Source organism: Alkalilimnicola ehrlichii, assembly GCF_003399765.1.
Classification (GTDB): Bacteria; Pseudomonadota; Gammaproteobacteria; order Nitrococcales; family AK92; genus AK92.
In genome coordinates, this window is sequence record NZ_NFZV01000010.1 from 107,332 (window position 1) to 124,571 (window position 17,240).

14 protein-coding genes and 2 pseudogenes are annotated in these 17,240 nt (G+C 56.9%); 4 read left to right on the forward strand and 12 right to left on the reverse strand.

The features are described from left to right. Nucleotides 1-291 precede the first annotated feature (291 nt). From CAI21_RS11405 to CAI21_RS11430, 6 genes are all read right to left on the reverse strand, one after another. Nucleotides 292-843 (reverse strand): outer membrane beta-barrel protein, encoded by a 552-nt coding sequence (locus CAI21_RS11405; protein ID WP_116302401.1) that lies wholly within the window; start codon nucleotides 841-843, stop codon nucleotides 292-294. Nucleotides 844-1,343: 500 nt separating this feature from the next. After that, nucleotides 1,344-2,711 carry an HTH domain-containing protein gene (locus CAI21_RS11410; RefSeq protein ID WP_116302402.1) on the reverse strand — a complete coding sequence of 456 codons (1,368 nt, stop codon included), beginning with the start codon at nucleotides 2,709-2,711 and terminating at the stop codon, nucleotides 1,344-1,346. 18 nt (nucleotides 2,712-2,729) lie between these two features. Continuing rightward, nucleotides 2,730-3,266: a DNA-3-methyladenine glycosylase I gene (locus CAI21_RS11415; protein WP_116302403.1), complete on the reverse strand. Its 537-nt coding sequence runs from the start codon at nucleotides 3,264-3,266 to the stop codon at nucleotides 2,730-2,732. A 69-nt stretch (nucleotides 3,267-3,335) separates the two neighbouring features. Further along, nucleotides 3,336-3,944, reverse strand: coding sequence for a DUF924 family protein (locus CAI21_RS11420; RefSeq protein ID WP_116302404.1), 609 nt, complete (start codon nucleotides 3,942-3,944; stop codon nucleotides 3,336-3,338). 13 nt (nucleotides 3,945-3,957) lie between these two features. Beyond that, nucleotides 3,958-4,380 carry a hotdog fold thioesterase gene (locus CAI21_RS11425; RefSeq protein WP_116302405.1) on the reverse strand — a complete coding sequence of 141 codons (423 nt, stop codon included), beginning with the start codon at nucleotides 4,378-4,380 and terminating at the stop codon, nucleotides 3,958-3,960. A gap of 21 nt (nucleotides 4,381-4,401) precedes the next feature. Next, on the reverse strand, nucleotides 4,402-4,830 hold the full coding sequence (locus CAI21_RS11430; RefSeq protein WP_116302406.1) for an HIT family protein: 429 nt from the start codon (nucleotides 4,828-4,830) through the stop codon (nucleotides 4,402-4,404). 156 nt (nucleotides 4,831-4,986) lie between these two features. On the opposite strand from CAI21_RS11430, the gene CAI21_RS11435 reads away from it, so the two are divergent. Continuing rightward, the gene (locus CAI21_RS11435) at nucleotides 4,987-5,187 is read left to right on the forward strand and encodes a hypothetical protein (RefSeq protein WP_116302407.1); all 201 of its coding nucleotides are present in this window, start codon (nucleotides 4,987-4,989) and stop codon (nucleotides 5,185-5,187) included. 117 nt (nucleotides 5,188-5,304) lie between these two features. Beyond that, a complete protein-coding gene (locus CAI21_RS11440; protein ID WP_116302408.1) occupies nucleotides 5,305-6,285 on the forward strand; it encodes a polysaccharide deacetylase family protein in 981 nt (326 codons plus the stop codon). Between the two features lie 82 nt (nucleotides 6,286-6,367). On the opposite strand, the gene CAI21_RS11445 is transcribed toward CAI21_RS11440, so the two are convergent. The 6 genes and pseudogenes from CAI21_RS11445 to CAI21_RS11470 all read right to left on the reverse strand — a co-directional run bounded on the left by CAI21_RS11445 (nucleotide 6,368) and on the right by CAI21_RS11470 (nucleotide 10,835). Further along, a complete protein-coding gene (locus CAI21_RS11445) occupies nucleotides 6,368-7,273 on the reverse strand; it encodes a glucosaminidase domain-containing protein (RefSeq protein ID WP_116302409.1) in 906 nt (301 codons plus the stop codon). A gap of 172 nt (nucleotides 7,274-7,445) precedes the next feature. Next, entirely contained in the window at nucleotides 7,446-7,841 is a 396-nt protein-coding gene (locus CAI21_RS24875) for a class I SAM-dependent methyltransferase (protein ID WP_258867986.1), read from the reverse strand. A gap of 412 nt (nucleotides 7,842-8,253) precedes the next feature. After that, nucleotides 8,254-8,972, reverse strand: a pseudogene (locus CAI21_RS11455) (DUF3581 family protein). Between the two features lie 345 nt (nucleotides 8,973-9,317). Next, nucleotides 9,318-9,905, reverse strand: coding sequence for a transglutaminase-like domain-containing protein (locus tag CAI21_RS11460; protein WP_220348045.1), 588 nt, complete (start codon nucleotides 9,903-9,905; stop codon nucleotides 9,318-9,320). Further along, nucleotides 9,902-10,498 (reverse strand): GNAT family N-acetyltransferase, encoded by a 597-nt coding sequence (locus CAI21_RS11465; RefSeq protein ID WP_116302410.1) that lies wholly within the window; start codon nucleotides 10,496-10,498, stop codon nucleotides 9,902-9,904. The genes CAI21_RS11460 and CAI21_RS11465 overlap by 4 nt, the downstream gene beginning before the upstream one ends. A 4-nt stretch (nucleotides 10,499-10,502) precedes the next feature. Further along, on the reverse strand, nucleotides 10,503-10,835 hold the full coding sequence (locus CAI21_RS11470; protein WP_181919383.1) for a glutaredoxin family protein: 333 nt from the start codon (nucleotides 10,833-10,835) through the stop codon (nucleotides 10,503-10,505). Between the two features lie 425 nt (nucleotides 10,836-11,260). On the opposite strand from CAI21_RS11470, the gene CAI21_RS11475 reads away from it, so the two are divergent. Continuing rightward, nucleotides 11,261-11,638 (forward strand): hypothetical protein, encoded by a 378-nt coding sequence (locus CAI21_RS11475; protein WP_147305101.1) that lies wholly within the window; start codon nucleotides 11,261-11,263, stop codon nucleotides 11,636-11,638. Between the two features lie 75 nt (nucleotides 11,639-11,713). Continuing rightward, nucleotides 11,714-17,195: pseudogene (uvrA, locus tag CAI21_RS11480) on the forward strand (excinuclease ABC subunit UvrA). The last annotated feature ends 45 nt before the right edge of the window (nucleotides 17,196-17,240 follow it).

Consider the following 17,240-nt stretch of genomic DNA (forward strand, 5'->3'; position numbering starts at 1 on the left):
GCGAGGTAGGCCGACACCGCTACCGACATTGCCGAATCAGGCCAATAGGCCTTGTCGAAGGTAAAACTCGATCAACTCGCGACGCACGGAAATGACGACGAGGTGCGGTTTCCACCCACTAGATACGATTCGTGTGCCCGCCCAACCGGCCGGAGACGATGAGTTAAATGCACCTGTTCAGAAAGCGTTCTGGCATCAGATTGTCTGTTTTTTCTTATGGTTAGCACATTCATAACGGTGCCGCCATAGCAGATCGCAGCCGCCGGTCTGCTATGGCGGCACGTCGTTGCCCTAGAAACGAATTTGCAGATTAGCCGAAGCCATGTCTAAGTCGGTATCGGCCAAATCGAAACGTTCGTACTCGATCCGTAGATCCAACTGCTCGGATAACGCAAACCGCGCGCCCACACCGTAGAAATTATCTTCGCCACTGTCGCTACGGCTAATGGGGCCCGCGCTGACATCCGCATCCCAGTGTAAACGGCCGAATTTGCCGTAGGGAGCGAAATTCTCGGTAATGGGTAACGCCAGGATACCGGCAACCGTCCAACCGTCGGCATTCAGGCTAGTGACGTCGCCTTCCGCTTCGCCAAAGTTCACGTATCCCAACTCTAAACCAAGGATACGAGAAATTTCGATTCCCCCAAACACCTTTACCGATAATCGGTCGTCTTTAAGACGTTCATCCTCATCCAGAAAATCCCCATCATTCAAACGATAATAACCAATACCGCCACCGACAAAAGCTTCCAACCCAGAGGGTCTTTCTTGGGAGAAAACAGACTGAGGAAATCCGACCATTCCAAAAACAGCGATTGGGGCAATCAAAGCCATCTTCTTCATGTTGCCTCTCCTTCAAAAGCGCAAACAACATCCCTTTACGCGACAAGCAAATTCAATTTGTCAGGGCGAAATCAATTCTGCGATGCATTATTTAACTTTGCAACCTGTCACCAAAAAGCGACACGCAGCCAATAAATCACCTAAAAAGACAAGATATAGAGCACCACTCTTAAACTATAAGGTTGCCGAAAGCATTATCAAACAAGGCACTAATCCGAGGAACTCATTCAAGAACAAGCTGTCTAAACCTTGCCTTTAACGGGCAAGAGCCTCGATTAATTCCTGAAAAACGATTGCGCCCCTGCACCAAACAGGCCCGGCGCCATTGACGCAGACTCAAACGAAACAAGGGGCTGTTAGCGAGGAAGGCGGAGGCAGGTAAACGGCCGCCTCTGACGGAGGGTTCGCGAATGAACAGGCGTTTCCGAGCGCCGCCTACTCCTTTGTTGCTCTTAACACCCAAGCGGCAAGGAGTCAGCAGCCCTCAGCGCCACATTTTCTTAGTTATCGGCCCATGCCTGTTGCGCCCCCACCTTCTCGGTGAACGCTTCCGCACGTTTATTGGCCGGGCGGCCTTTTAAACCATGCCAATAATCTACGAACTCTGGGCGTTTCTCCAGCGTTCCGCACTGCAAGCCCCACCCTATCTGCGACCCAAGATAAATATCGGCAGCGGTAAACTTATCGCCGGCGATATAACGCCGCCCTTTAACGGCCTGAGCCAAGGTATTCACGGTCGCTTCGTAAGAGCCATGGCCCAACTCCATCTGTTGTTTCGGTGTCGGATGAAAACCTAATTGGTTAAGGGCTAAGGCGTTATCCAAGGGGCCGGCACCAAAAAATAACCAGCGGTAGTATTCCCCTCTAGCAGCAGGCTCGGGAGCGAGGCCGGCCTCTGGAAAGGTATCGGCCAGATAAGCGCAGATCGCGGCCGCTTCGGTAACGATTACGTCGCCATGTTTGATAGCGGGCACCTTTCCCATCGGATTGATGGCCAAGTAATCGGCCGTTTTCATACCGGCACCGTAGTCCAGAATCTCCATCCGGTAGGGCACCTGCAATTCTTCCAACATCCAGTGGACGATAGCGGCGCGCGACCACGGATTGGTATAGAAGACGATTTCCTGGTCCACTAGCTTCTCCTTCCATTTAGTGGCTAAGGGAAAAGTGTAAGGGCGAGTACTGTCAGGTCCTGGCTGTAGGCTTAGCCGCCACTGCCGCAACAGACGCCGCCGCCCGCCCGGATAACGCCGCTCGGCGGCTTTGACGCTTACCATCCGGTCTATCCGGAACTGGCGAAAATCCTGCCGCAGTTCGCACCAGCCCAATACGATCCGGCTCGACTCGAAATAACCGAGAGCAATTGGCCAAATAGCGCGTTTCGAGTAGAGCCCTTGCCGGTCGCGGTATTCGACCTCTAGTATGCGGGCTTCGCGAATGGCCTGGCGTAACAGCGCAAGATCTACCGGGGGCGGATTTTCCCAGTGAGGGCCGACGATCAGCGACGAGTCTTCCAACTCTTGGCGCAAATTATGCGGCAGTACTGCCGCAATCTTCGTCATTGCGTCTTTCGCTGCAACGGCCAAGCCGTCGTCGCCCCGTTTCGCCACCCATTTCAGCCCTAACGCCAAGGCTTCGATTTCTTCGTCGGAGAACATAAGCGGCGGCAATGTGAAATTAGGCTTTAAGACATAGCCTAATCCCGGCTCGCCTTCGACTTCCGCGCCGATACTCTGTAGCGCCGCAATATCGCGATACAGAGTACGTAAGGAAATTCCGAGTTCCTCGGCGAGCACGGCCCCGCTCACCGGCCGTCGATGGCGGCGTAATACGTGTAGCAAATCGAATAGTCGCGTGGTTCTAGACATGGTCGGTAACCGCCCGGCTCAGGAAGACATCCAGCGCGGCTGAGCTTGGCAAATACGCTCATACACCGGACAGTCCTCTCGATGTGCCCCAGGCAGGTACCCGGTACTCATCAGAAATTCACCGACGATTTCCCCCCCTGTGAAGCGAAAAGATTTACGGAACAGGCGAACCCAGTCTTCTTTGGGTAACGGATGGTGATAATCCAACCATGCGGCGAAGGAACCGAAGCGCTCGCACAAGCCGAGGATAACCTGCGCATTATAAATCGCGGCATCGACCTTGAGACGGTTACGAATAATGCCGGCATCGTTCAGAAGCCGCGATCGCTCCTTCTCCCCATAGCCGGCGACTGTCGATAAATCAAAACCGTCGTACGCTCGGTAAAAACCTTCCCGCTTCTTCAGAATCGTCAACCAAGACAAACCGGCCTGATTAATCTCCAGCACCAGGCGCTCGAAGAGTGCATTATCCTCATAGAGGGGAAAACCATACTCTTGGTCGTGATAAGGGCCGTGATAGGGGTGGCCGGGCGCATAGTCGCAATAACTCGCCATAACAATAGCCTAGATGATGTTATAAAGTGCGCCGGCCCGATTGTATCGGGAAGGCCGGCGGCATCGCTTTTATTGTCCGTAACGAGGTGCCCCGGCATCCAAATAGCGCGCTTCTTCGGCAGTACTCGTCCGGCCAAGCGCGACATTCCGGTGCGGAAACCGGCCAAAACGCTGCACGATGTCGCGATGCTCTTCGGCATACTCCAACATGCCGTGCGTAAAGGCATACCAAGGTTGTGGCGCTTCCTCGTGCAAACGCCGAAACTCACGCACGGAACGCTCCTGCAAACCGACATCCTCGGCGTGCTGCAAAGGCATCAGGAAAAACCCCCGTTCCGACGGCGTATAGCCGCGCTCAACCCTCATCTCCAAGCCTTCGATCGTTAACGCCGCTGCCTGCTCGTCCTGACCAAAGGCGGCAGCCGTTCCCCGGCCTAGATTCCGGCTAAGCTGATCGAGCAACAAAATCAACGCCAGGCGCCCTGCCGGCTGCTCCGCCCAATCCAGCAAGCGCCCTGCCCGAGCGTCTTCCCATAGCGCGGCGTAGCGTGCTGTTAACCGCGCATCGAACTCAGCCGATGCCCCAAACCATTCGGCGCTACGCTTTTCTGCCGCCTGCGGATCGTCGCGCGCCGTAGCGAACCAAAAGTCGAGTAAAGCTTGGTATTCGTGCTTCATGCACAGGCATCCTCTATCGGTTCAATACCGCCATCGTAAGCCGCGACACACACACCAAGCGATCGTTGTCGTCGGTGATTCTTATATCCCAGAGCTGGGTTGTGCCGCCTAAGTGAGCCGGTCGCGCCACCCCGTAAACGTAACCTGACTTCGCGGAACGAACATGGTTGGCATTAACCTCCAAGCCAACGCACATCTTGCTCTCGCGGTCTACGCAGTAATTGGCTGCAACGCTCCCCAGCGTTTCCGCCAGAACCACCGAAGCCCCGCCATGAAGGATTCCTGCGGGTTGTACCGTGCGCTCGTCCACCGGCATGCGTGCGCGCATAAAGTCATCGCCGATCTCGAGAAACTCGATCCCCAGATGCGCCACTAGCGATGCTTGCGAATGGGCATGAATATCCTCAACGGTCGGCGGGTACGTCCAAATCGACATAAGGTACTTCCTATCTACTATCTATATCTCTAATGCGGCGTTTATTTGCTTAGCTAAGGCTTGCAGCGTCTCCGGATCGGCCTGTTCGCGGCCGTGACTGGCAACCCCTTCCCCTTGCCAACGCGGTACGACATGGGTGTGGTAATGAAAAACCGTTTGTCCGGAGGCTGCGCCGTTAAACTGAGTCACCGTAATACCGTCCGGCTGCAAAGCAACTTTCTGAGCACGCGCGATCATTTGAGCAACCCGCGCAACATGCTGCACATTGTCGCCAGGAAGGCTTAGAATGTCCGGGTAATGCGCCTTGGGCACAACCAAGGTGTGGCCTTTCGAGGCCGGGAAAGCATCCATGAACGCTAATAAGGTGTTGTCTTCATAGACAATAGCCGCGGGAATCTTCTCGGCCACGATAGCGCAGAAAATGCATTTATCGTCTGTCGGGTATGCCATACATTCTCCCCCTTATTCTTGCTTGGCTCAGCTTGACGTCTCCGCCTCACCGGCGCTTCCAGCCGGCGTTGACCCAATACCGAGACCGTTATCCTTTTCCTAGCACAACGAACTATGCCAGTATAAGCATTATTAGATAGTCACTATCTCATGCCTATGTGGTGGAACAAACTACGCCGTTTCTTCTCTCCGGCGCGCCGCTCCGATGCGGCGTGGCAACGCTTGTTAAGCGCCTGCCTAGGCAGAGAAGATCTCGCCCGCCGCCTCATGGAAGCAGAGCTTGAGGATAACCCCGATCTCTCGCCCGATGAAGCCGCCCGCCGCGCACTGCTTCGTTATCGGCGAGACAATGGCTAACGCTCCATTCCGATACTTGCTAACAACCAGGCGAAAAATGCTTCCTAATTTCTTAAGAATTATTATTTTTTCCTCCTCCTCGTTTTCGTCGGAGTGGCTCAGGCCGCTGTCGTTTTCATGTATCACCGTTTCGGCGAAGATCGCTTCCCTAGCACGAGCGTGACCATCGAACAGTTCGAACAACATCTTGAGCACATTGAGCAGGCCGGTTACAAGGTTTGGCCGCTCGAGCGAATAGCGGCTTACTTGCTCGCCGAGCAAGAGCTGCCTGACAAGATTGTAGGTATGTCCATCGACGACGCCTACGCCTCGATCTACGAAAAAGCGTGGCCGCGCTTACGGGAGCGCGACCTGCCTTTCACCGTATTCGTAGCGACCGATGAAGTAGATCGTGGCGGTCGTCCATACATGACATGGGAGCAAATGCGGGAGATGGCGGCCGCGGGGGTTCACTTCGCTAACCACTCATCTACTCACGATAAGCTGCATGAGCGCAAGGAGGGCGAAAGCAAGAACGCATGGCAAGCCCGGGTGCGCGCCGATATAGCGAATGCCGAGCAACGCCTACGGGAGGAGCTGGGGGATGCCGCAATACCCTCGCAACCGCGTCTGTTCGCTTACCCCTATGGCGAGTACGATAGCGCGTTGGAAGCGCTCGTCGAGGAAATGGGTTATGTCGGATTCGGGCAGCATAGTGGGGCTATCGGCGCCTATTCCTCGTTAACCGCTCTGCCGCGGTTCCCGATGGCGGTCGCTTATGCCGAGCTTGCCGAGTTCCGGCAAAAAGCCGCGACGTTCGCTTTACCGTTGACCGCCATCGAACCGCGCGACCCCGTTATCGGGGCGAACAATCCGCCGCGGTTCGAAGCCCGTTTAGGCGAAGTTAACGCAGATCCCAGGCGTTTAGCCTGCTTCGCCAGCCGCCAAGGCGCCTTAGAGATCGAGTGGATTGACCGAGAGCGGAGGCATTTCGCCGTTCAGGCCCCCCAAGCCTACCGGCCGGGCCGGGCACGCTATAACTGCACGTTGCCGTCCAACGAAGCAGGCCGCTTTTATTGGTATAGCCAACCTTGGATCGTACCGGGCGGAAGCCATTAACAGGGTGCCGAAAAAGTCAGGAGGCGCTTTTCGCTCTCTTCTGCCCCGCGAGTGCTCGCGGGGCAGAAGAGACCTCGCCCCCCTATTCGTGCGGAGCTAACCGATACTCGTCCAAACGGTGTAAGCCGTTGCTGGCAATCAGCACCCAAAGCTCGCGAACGTAGGGCGCTCCGCGTTCGGAGTAGCTCTCCAAACCACCGGCCAACCGCAGCGGATCCAATAACTCCCCCTGGATCCTTAAGCGCTGCCGCTCCATCCGCATGGGATAGTAGGCGCGGCCGGTATTGAGGGTATGCATATAATTCCTTACCGCTTCTTGCAGATCGGGGAAAATACGCACTAAATGCGTCGCGCCCTCGGGCCGATTGATCGGCACCATGCCTTGCGTTTCGTCCCAGGTCCAAACGCCAAACAGGTTGTTGCCTTCTAAGGCGAACCGCGAGGTTCCCCAACCGCTTTCTTTCGCTGCCTGGGCTAATGCCAGACCTAACGGGATTTCGTCGACTCGCCGCAACAGTTGCTCGCGAACCTCAGGGTTATGCAAATCGCCTTCGATCCGATAACGCGCCGCCAGCTCCTCCAGCTCGCGTTGACCGTTCGCCGCCAAGCGGTCCCGGCTTAATAGGGTTTGCAAACGTGCTCGTTTCTCGCGAATTCGCGCATTCTCGGCTAACACCAAAGGCGTCATAACACGAAAAAACAGCTCCTTCCGAGCATTCACGGACGCTTTCTCCAATCCTTCCGGAAACCTGGCAACCCCAACCCGAGGGACTCCGTTCTGCGGCGGCCAAGCGTAGTCAAGCGCTTGAAAATACGATTCCAATGCTTCTACTGCGTCAAATTCGACCGGTTGTAGGCGGTAAGGCTCTGGGGCTGGCTCCAAGGCTTTAGCAAGAAAAACGATGGCAAGGGCCACCAACGCTATGGGAAGGGCGTCCACAAACACCTTTAACCAAGGCGCGCAACGCACAATCGCTTCAGATCGCACCTATTTGCTCTCTCTAACATGGCGGGGTATCGGTAAGGATAACACTGCGTCAGCATATTATGTGAAGCTGTTACACATAATGACTGCATACTCAAGCAGGCGGCGGCTGCTACCGCTCAACAGGGCGACGGTTTCGCGACAGGCCGGTATTGCTACTGTTCTGGGGTCAGCCTTAGAGCTTCCAAAAGAGTGTGACGCGCTTATGGGGACGCTCTAACCGCCATCCATGTCTTTTCGACAACCAACGCATCGTCGGCTCGGTGTAGAAAACGACATGAGTAGGGTCGCGGCGATAATGCCAACCGCCGAAATCGATGCTCGGAGCAAGCAAGTTTGTCATCACGGCGAGCACCCCGCCCGGCTTCAATAAGCTATTCAGCCGGACGAACTCTTCTGCCGGTTGATGAAAATGCTCGGCAACTTCACTACATACGAGAAAATCGTATTGAGTTTGCAGGGCGGCTCGGTCGGGGGCGAAAAAGGGATCGTAAAGGGCAACAGACCTGCCCTTTTCTTCCAACATGGCGGCGCTGCCGACCCGGGGCCGCAGCCATAATCGAGCCCGCATGCCTCAATCGGAACCCGCTCTAGCAAGGCATTCGTCAGTGGCGCTAGAAACTTACGATAGCCGAGGTCGGCGGGATCGTTCTCATGGAGCAAGTATTCTGTTAGCTCCCGCTCCGGATCGGGCCGCGCCATAGGGTCGAGGAAAACGAGCGAACAGCACTGGCAACGCCAATAGCAGCGTGCGCCGTCTCGATAAAAAATAGCCGCACCTGCGCTGTGACATAACGGGCAAAGAAGAGAACCGCTCACAAAAAACCACTGCAATCCCAAGTGCCAAGAAGGCATCGAACGCTAGCGCTCGACTCATCGCCTGCATCGGAACCACACACGACACACGTTCCCGGACCGCCGCCCAAGCAAGTATTCGCAAGCTTGGGCGGCGGTCCGGGAACGCCAGGCAATAACGTAGTATTTTAACTGGCCACCAATTGGTAGGAGTCGCGCTTGGCGGAATAACGGTCGATCAGAACTTGCAATGCCGGCCGGTTATACGGACGCAACCCGCTTAGCAGTAATGTCTTCCTGCCCGTACCTACCGTCCGCCCGGCAGAGGCGATGCGAAATCCCAACACAACCTCGCCGCGCTTGCCGTTGGCACTGAGCGTGGAGTCGACTAGTTCCAAGCTTGGCTCGTCGATTTCCAGCTCGTTCAGGGTAAAGGACATACTGTCGTACACAACCAGGGGGCGATCGGGGTTAATCATAACCCCATGTTTGGCCATTAGCGGTACCAGTAAATGAGGGAAGTTCTGGCCGGAGAAAGCGACATAATTGTGCGCAAACTGGGCCGCCAGCGAAACATCTTGCGAGATCTCGCCAGAACGTGTCACTTGAAGATACGTTTTTCGGCAGCATCGGTTATGGTGAAGATGCCGTCCGGCTCCGCCTCCGGAAAGATCAACCCCACATCCTTCCCAACCATCCCCTTGAATTCAAAGGTCATGTTCTTGCTGATTCCATAGTGGTTCAGAACCAGCGAGAACAGCAAATCGCCCGGCACACAGAACCGGCTGGACTCGGGGTCGTGGATCGGGTTGAAGTCCCCAGCAACTTCTTTAGCGAAGCGGCTGCCTTGCTCCGCATCAATACGTATCTTCCCGTCGATAGCAGAATGAAATGGGCCAAAAGACATGAAGCTACCCGGCTCTGTTAGTGGATTTTGTATTTGGAGCGCTGAAGTGTCTACATCTACAGCGCCTACTCAAGGAAACAACGCACATTTAAGTGTTTTTGCTCACAAGGCTCGGCGCTGTGGACGATCCGCAGAAACACAGAGCTTTTTTATATCTACATAACGCTTCGATGCGTACTCTCATTTGCTTTACCTTCCCTGTAAATTTTTGGCCATTGTAGCGTTGCCCGCCGTCTAATCTTCGACAGCTCTGCAAGCCAGCCGGCGTTTTCCGGTACCCGCTTCCTAAATGCCTCCGTCTTAGCGTTTTTGTGACTAAATTAAGGCTTCATCAATCAGCATTGCCTAAACATTGAGGTCAGGCAGGTGATTTAACAATTGCTCAAGCGAGTCGTAACGCGACAAAGCCTCGACCACAACCGGCATAGGCTCTGCGAAAACGCCCGGAACATCCTCCACCTCGCCCGCCACCGGCGCATAGGCCAGACGCTCGGCGGGCGGGCAAAATTCGGCGTAAATACCTGCTTTATTGCCTCGCGCATCGACTCTGTACCAGCCGTACTCATTAAGGTATAGCGCATTTAATCCATGCAGGCACCAATTGGAGTCCGGACCGTCCATGCGAACTCTTTGGTAGCAAAATCCTGCGGCAATACCGTTTGCCCTTAGCAAAGCCGCTAAGAGGTGGCTTTTCGCGTAACACAAGCCAACCCGCTCGGCAAGAACCTCGGACGCCTTACAGGTCACTTCCGGGCGCTGCACGTCGACGCTATGATCAACCTCGTCGCGGACCCAACGAAAACATTGCTCGGCCACAAACGCTGGATCTTGCGCCTTACCGGCAAGGGCATGCGCCTGCTCCCGCACGGCAGGCGCCGTCCAATCGACAACCGGCGTGTTAGCAAGAAATTTATCCATTGTCCGGGCGTTCATGTAGGCACCTTCATCTTCAGCGTCAGACGACGCTTAACCTCTGGCCAGTCCAGGTCGGTGATGCTGTAAAACACCGAATCGCGGATATAGCCGCCCTGCGCGATCATATGCCGCCTATGGATGCCTTCCTTTTGCGCTCCCAACCGCTCCAACGCCCTTTGCGACCGAAGGTTACGGGAGTCCGTCTTAAACTCGACCCGAAGAGCTCCGGCATGCTCGAACGCATGCTGCAACAGCAGAAATTTTGCTTCCGTGTTGACAGCCGTACGCTGGAAAGCCTTCCCTAACCAGCTATAGCCGATCTCCACGCCTCGATGTTGAGCACGAATATTAAGGTAGCGCGAACTACCCATGACGCGCCCGTCGCGGGGGTGGGTCAGTACGAAGGCGATCTGCTCGCCCCGCTCTCTCAACGCCAGCGCCTGCTCGACCCAATGCTCTGCGGCGGCCAGCGAAGTCAGCCCTGGAATCGGCAGATAAGCCCAGTCGGCACTGTCCTGCCCAACTTCATATAAACCAGGCACGTGACTTTGCGCGATGGGCTCGAGAATAACGCTTTGTCCTTCCAGACCTTGTGTGGCCAAACTAAACATCGGCTTAATCCCGCGACGATGAAAGTGCCTGCGCAATCGCTTGCGGATTATGACCCCGCACGATTGCCCCGCGAACCTCAAGTAGCGGGACGCCGGTTGGATTCAGCTGGTCGTAACGCTGTCTGCCATAGGCATTATGCTCGATATCGTATTCGGTATACGGCACGCCTTGACTGTCCAAGAACCGGCGTGTTTGGTCGCAGTATCCGCACCATTGCGTCGAATAAAGCACGACATCGTCGACATCGACGGCAGCGGCATCGATCGACACACGATCAGCGCGATACCACTGTTGCGCAACCACAAGCAAAAGCGCAAAAACCAATAGCTTTTTCAAAAGCTTATCTTCCCTGTCTAATTTAGCAACACGCAAAATTTTAGCGTATGATAGCAAAGCCAACCGGGCTCTGAACCCGCAAATGGGGCCAGCCCACCAGGGGCGGGCAAGCACGACTATTCTGCGTGTTGTGTATGTACGTAAAAATGCTCGCATTAAAGCTAATTAGGCAATACTCCCAATGGACGAGAAAAGCGCAGCTTGCTAACGTCGTTACTAACGACGGCTGCCCTCCTCCCCTCTAGGGACATGAGACGCTTACAGGAGATAGCCGCAATACTCAGGCAGCCTACAGTCGTTTAAGCACTGAAGCATAACGGCATGTGTGACGGTATAACTTGACGCTTATGAGCTCTCCCGTTAGCCTTCCGACGGTTTCCTGCTGGAAAATACCGACACTACGGACTGTTTTTTGGACGGGTCGTTTGAAAACGCATCTTTCACATAGGGTTCGACGGCTAAGCTGGATTGCTTTGTTAAGCGCGGCCGGCATTAGCGGGTGTGCAACGACCACCTCTACCCAAGAAGGCGATCGTAACGGTCCGGCATCGCTTGGCGTCCATGGGCGCACGACTCAGCCTCAGCCGCTAATGGTCCCTACCGGCCGCGACGGTAACACGTTCAGCGAACGGGGCATCGTGCTAAGCCCTCGCGCCTCACGCCAGGGCACAGTACCCGACGAGGATAAGCCTGAGCAGGCCCCTGCTGCCCAAGCACCGAAAGAACCGGTTGCCACACCTGCTCCGGCAGCCGGGGCGGCACCTCGCTCCGAGTTTGAAGAGCTCGACGAACTCGACTGGTGAAGGGCACTCTTGAGGCAACTCAAGCCTGACGCCAAGCGTGTTATATTGCCTACTCTTTGAAGCCTCCGGAAACCCATGTCCGACTCGATCCGCATCCAAGGCGTTCGCCAGAATAATCTCAAGCAACTCGACCTGGACCTTCCCCTCGGGGAGCTGATCGTGGTCACCGGCGTGTCCGGGTCCGGCAAATCCTCCCTCGCCTTCGATACCGTCTACTCGGAAGGCCAGCGGCGCTATGTCGAGACCTTTTCCCCCTATGCGCGGCAGTTTCTCGATCGGATGGACAAGCCTTCCGCCGAGCGTATCGAAGGCATTCCTCCGGCGATAGCGATCGACCAGACTAATCCGGTACGCAGCTCGCGCTCCACCGTCGGTACGATGACCGAGCTTAACGATCATCTAAAACTACTTTTGCCCGCACAGCCAAGTTGTACTGCCGCAGCTGCGGACGCCATGTCCGGCGCGATAATGCCGACGGTATATTCGGACGCTTACTCGCCAGAGGCGAAGGCCGGCGGGCCATGATTACCTTCAGCGTCGGCGTGCCGGAACGGATGTCGAAGGAAACGATTCAGGCGGAGCTGGCGAAGCAAGGCTATACGCGCGTTCATACGGCTACCGACGAGAGAATCGAGGTTATTCAGGACCGCGTGCGGCTCGCAACCGATCGGCGCGACCGCATCGTCGAAGCGTTGGAAACGGCGTTGCGGCATGGGCGCGGGCGCATCGCGGTTTACCCGCTCGACGATGACCGACAACCGGAGGCGACCTGGAAATTCTCCTCCGAACTGCACTGCGCCGACTGCGATATTCCCTACTCCGACCCAACGCCAAGCTTATTTTCCTTTAACTCCCCCGTCGGCGCTTGCGAAACCTGTCGCGGCTTCGGTCGCACCATGGGTATCGACTATCGGCTTGTTATTCCGGATGCCAATAAAAGCCTGGCTATGGGCGCCATCAAGCCTTTCCAGACCAAGAGCAATGCCAGCGCCCAACGAGACCTGATGCGGTATGCCAAGGCCGAGGGCGTCGCAACCGACGTGGCTTGGGTCGATTTGCCGGAAGCGCATAAACGCTGGGTCATCGACGGCGGCGGCCGTTGGTACGGTGTAGCGGCTTATTTCGATTGGCTGGAGTCGAAAAGTTATAAGATGCACGTCCGGGTACTGCTGTCGAAGTACCGCTCTTACGATACCTGTACCGACTGCGGGGGCGCCCGTTTAAAACCCGATGCCCTGCTCTGGCGAGTCGGCGAATTCGACGATACCGACCGTGCGATAGATCGTGCGCAGCGTTTCCGCCCCGTCGCAGCCGGTTACCGGAGGCCGCATTTCTAGGCTTACCGGGCCTCTCGCTGCACGACCTTATGCTGCTGCCGTTGGACCGGGTCCGCGACTTTTTCGAACATGTGCGCCTACCGGCACCGATGGACGAGGCTGCCGAGATCCTATTGGACGGCATTCGTAGCCGCCTGCGTTACCTGTGTCAGGTCGGGCTAGGCTACCTCACCCTGGATCGCCAGTCTCGCACCCTCTCCGGCGGCGAAGTACAACGCATCAATCTCACCACGGCGTTGGGAACCTCGCTCGTTAATACCTTGTTTGTGTTGGACGAGCCCTCGATAGGTCTGCATCCGCGAGACATGAATCGGATTAACGAAATCATGCTGCGGCTACGCGACGCCGGTAACACTTTGCTGGTCGTCGAACACGATCCGCAAGTCATGCTTGCCGCCGACCGTATTCTGGATATCGGCCCCGGCCCCGGCGAACACGGCGGCGAGATCGTTTTCTACGGCCGGCCCAAGGAATTACTACAGGCGCCAAACTCGCTGACCGGCGATTACCTAGCCGGTCGGCGGCGTGTAGCGCCCGCGCGCGAACCGCGCCCGACAGCGGAGAATTGGCTGGAGGTGGTGGGCGCGCGCGAGCACAATCTGAAAAATATCGCCGTCAAGATCCCCCTGAACCGACTGGTTTGTTTAACCGGCGTCTCCGGTTCGGGCAAATCCACGCTGATGCGGGATATCCTGTTTAACGAGTTAGCTAAGCGGCGAGGTCGCCCCGAGGAACCGCCGGGAGAGCACGACGATATTTTAGGAGACTGGGACATCGACGAGGTCGTCATGGTCGATCAGTCCCCCATTGGCCGTACAACCCGCTCCAACCCCGCAAGCTACGTCGGCGCCTTCGACGCTATCCGCAAAGCATTTGCCAAAATTCCGGAGGCCGCCGCCCGCGGTTATACTGCCGGCACCTTCAGCTTCAACACCGGCAACGGCCGTTGCCCGACATGCGGCGGCAACGGCTTCGAGCACGTCGAGATGCAGTTTCTCTCCGACGTTTATCTGCGCTGTCCGGATTGCGACGGCCGCCGATACCGGCCGGAGATACTGGAGATCAAGCTAGCACCGGCAGCCGGCATCGACGCGGACCCGAAATCGGTTGCCGATGTGCTTGCCATGACCGTCACCGAAGCCTGCGACTTCTTCCGCGACCAGAAAGACGTCCTCAAAGTACTGGAGCCGCTGCGTGCGGTTGGATTGGGTTATCTCAGCCTTGGCCAACCGGTGCCGACGCTGTCGGGCGGCGAAGCTCAGCGGTTAAAGCTCGCCGGCCACCTGGCGAAGAACACGGGTAACCGGCGCTACCGCGACAAGCTGCTGTTTCTGTTCGACGAGCCGACCACCGGCTTGCACTTCGAAGATATCCGAGTTCTGCTCGATGTCTTCCAAACTTTGATCAAAGAAGGCCATTCGCTACTCGTTATCGAGCACAACCTCGATGTCATAGCCGCGGCGGATTGGCTCATCGATCTTGGCCCCGAAGGCGGAGATGCCGGCGGCGAGCTGCTATTTGCCGGCCCGCCAGCGGAAATCGTCCATTGCGCGGGCAGCCATACCGGTCGAGCTTTAAAGGACTATCTGCAGGCCGCGGTATCGCTGCGCGAGCCGGCCGCCCTCGCTACGCCTACCGGCGTGCCGCGCCGCGCGCCTAGCGCGGCGGCCATTCAAGTCCATCATGCGCGCGAGCACAACCTAAAGAACATCGACCTGCATATCCCGCGCGAAAAACTAACCGTAATCACGGGCTTATCCGGCTCCGGAAAGAGTACCGTTGCCTTCGATATTTTGTTTAACGAAGGTCAGCGACGTTACCTGGAATCGCTCAATGCCTATGCGCGCCAATTCGTACAGCCGGCATCGCGGCCGGACGTGGACGCTATCGAGGGCATTCCGCCAACGGTTGCTATCGAACAACGCACCAGCCGCGGCGGCCGTAAAAGCACTGTGGCGACCATGACGGAGCTGTATCATTTTTTACGGCTTTTATTCGTCAAACTCGGCGTGCAGTATTGCCCAACATGCGAGGTGCCTATCGAAGCTCAAAGCAGCGATGCCATCCTTGCACATATACAAAAATCGCATCGGGGCAACGACGTAGAACTACTAGCGCCGCTGGTTACCGCCCGCAAAGGGATATACAAAGACTTAGCGCTCTGGGCCGCCGCCAAAGGCTTTAGCCAGCTACGGGTCGATGGCGAACGCTTCCCGACCGACGACTGGCCACAACTGGATCGCTATAAAGAACACGATATCGAGCTGCCGGTCGGCCGCTTTCAGGTCGATCCGGCGCGCGAAGAAACCGCCGCCGCCCTACTCCGGCGCGCCCTGGAATACGGTAAAGGTACGGTGAAGCTACTCGCCGGCGGAGAAGAGCGCTTATTTTCCACCGAACGAGCCTGCCCCTGCTGCCATCGCAGCTTTCCCGAACTTGACCCGCGCTTGTTTTCCTACAACTCGAAACACGGTTGGTGCGATACCTGTTACGGTACCGGGCAGTTAATCGCCGGCTTCGATAGCGAGCAGACCGGCGAAGAGAGCGCTTGGCGGGAGGTCGAAGAGGACAGCACCTGCCCAGCGTGTACCGGCAAACGCCTCAACCCCACAGCGCTGGCCGTACGCTTTCAAGGCCGCGGCATCGATGCCTACACCTCGTTGTCGGTGGAAGCGGCACAAGCCCTGTTTCAAGCGCTGGAACTTAGCGGTCGAGAGGCCGGTATTGCCCGCGATATCCTGCCCGAACTACGGGCTCGGCTTAGTTTCCTGAAAGAGGTCGGGCTCGGCTATTTAAGCCTCGACCGCGCCGCACCGACGCTCTCCGGCGGCGAAGCGCAACGGATTCGCCTGGCAGCCCAACTCGGCTCTAATCTGCAAGGCGTGTGCTATGTCATGGACGAGCCGACTATCGGGCTTCATCCGCGCGATAACCGCATGTTGCTAGATACCCTCGGCCGCCTGGAAGGCAAAGGCAATACCATTGTCGTCGTCGAACACGACGAAGACACCATCCGTCGTGCCGAACACGTCATCGACCTCGGCCCCGGTGCGGGCGTTCGCGGCGGCGAGGTGGTCGCAGCCGGGACGGTAGACGATTTATTAGCCAACCCCCAATCGGTGACCGGACGCTACCTGGCCTCGCCGCTACGCCACCCGCTGCTAGGCCAACGTCGAGACGCTGCCCAACAATGCATACGTCTTGCCGGCGCCCACTTGCATAACCTAAAACGAGTCGACGCAAGCTTTGCGCTCGGGCGGCTTAACTGCGTCACCGGGGTCTCCGGCTCGGGGAAAAGCTCCTTAGTCCGTGGCGTCTTACAACGCAATCTTAAACAACTCCTGAGCAGCAAGGGCGAAAGCCCGCTCAGTCATTGCAGCGCGCTGGAAGGCTGGCGGGCAATAGATCGGGTCTTGGAAGTCGATCAAACGCCGATTGGCAAGACGCCACGCTCCTGCCCCGCCACGTACATCGGTTTTTGGGACGATATACGAAAACTATTCGCGCAAACCGAAGAAGCTCGCTTACGGGGTTATACCGCCGGCCGCTTTTCCTTCAATACGGCTGACGGCCGTTGCCCCGAGTGCGACGGCCAGGGAGTCAAGAAGGTGGAAATGAGCTTCTTGCCCGATGTTAGCGTCCCCTGCGAGCTTTGCCGCGGACAGCGCTTTACGCCCGAAACACTGGCCGTGCTCTACAAAGGGCGCTCGGTGGGCGATGTGCTCGCAATGAGCGTCGATGAAGCCGTCGCCTTCTTCAGTGCCGTGCCCCGCGTACATCATGCGTTAAAATTACTGCAGGATGTCGGGCTTGGCTATCTCACGCTCGGCCAACCCAGCCCCACCTTGTCGGGCGGCGAAGCGCAGCGCATCAAGCTCGTGAGCGAATTGGCCAAGGCACGCCCGGATCTTAAAGGGCGCAAACCGCCGCACACGCTATACGTGCTGGACGAGCCGACGGTCGGCCTGCACATGGCGGATGTCGAAAAGCTCATCCGGGTTCTGCACCGCCTAGTAGAGGTCGGCAATAGCGTCGTCCTCATCGAACACAACTTAGACCTGATGGCCGAAGCCGACTGGTTGTTAGACCTCGGCCCGGAGGGCGGAGACGGCGGCGGCGAGATCGTAGCCGCCGGCACACCCGAACACGTCGCCACAAAAAACACGCACACAGGACTGATTCTAAAAGACTTTCTCTCCGAGCGACGAAATCCGCATTGAGTTGACGGGTAGCTGACCCTTATACTGTATAAAAACACAGGATCA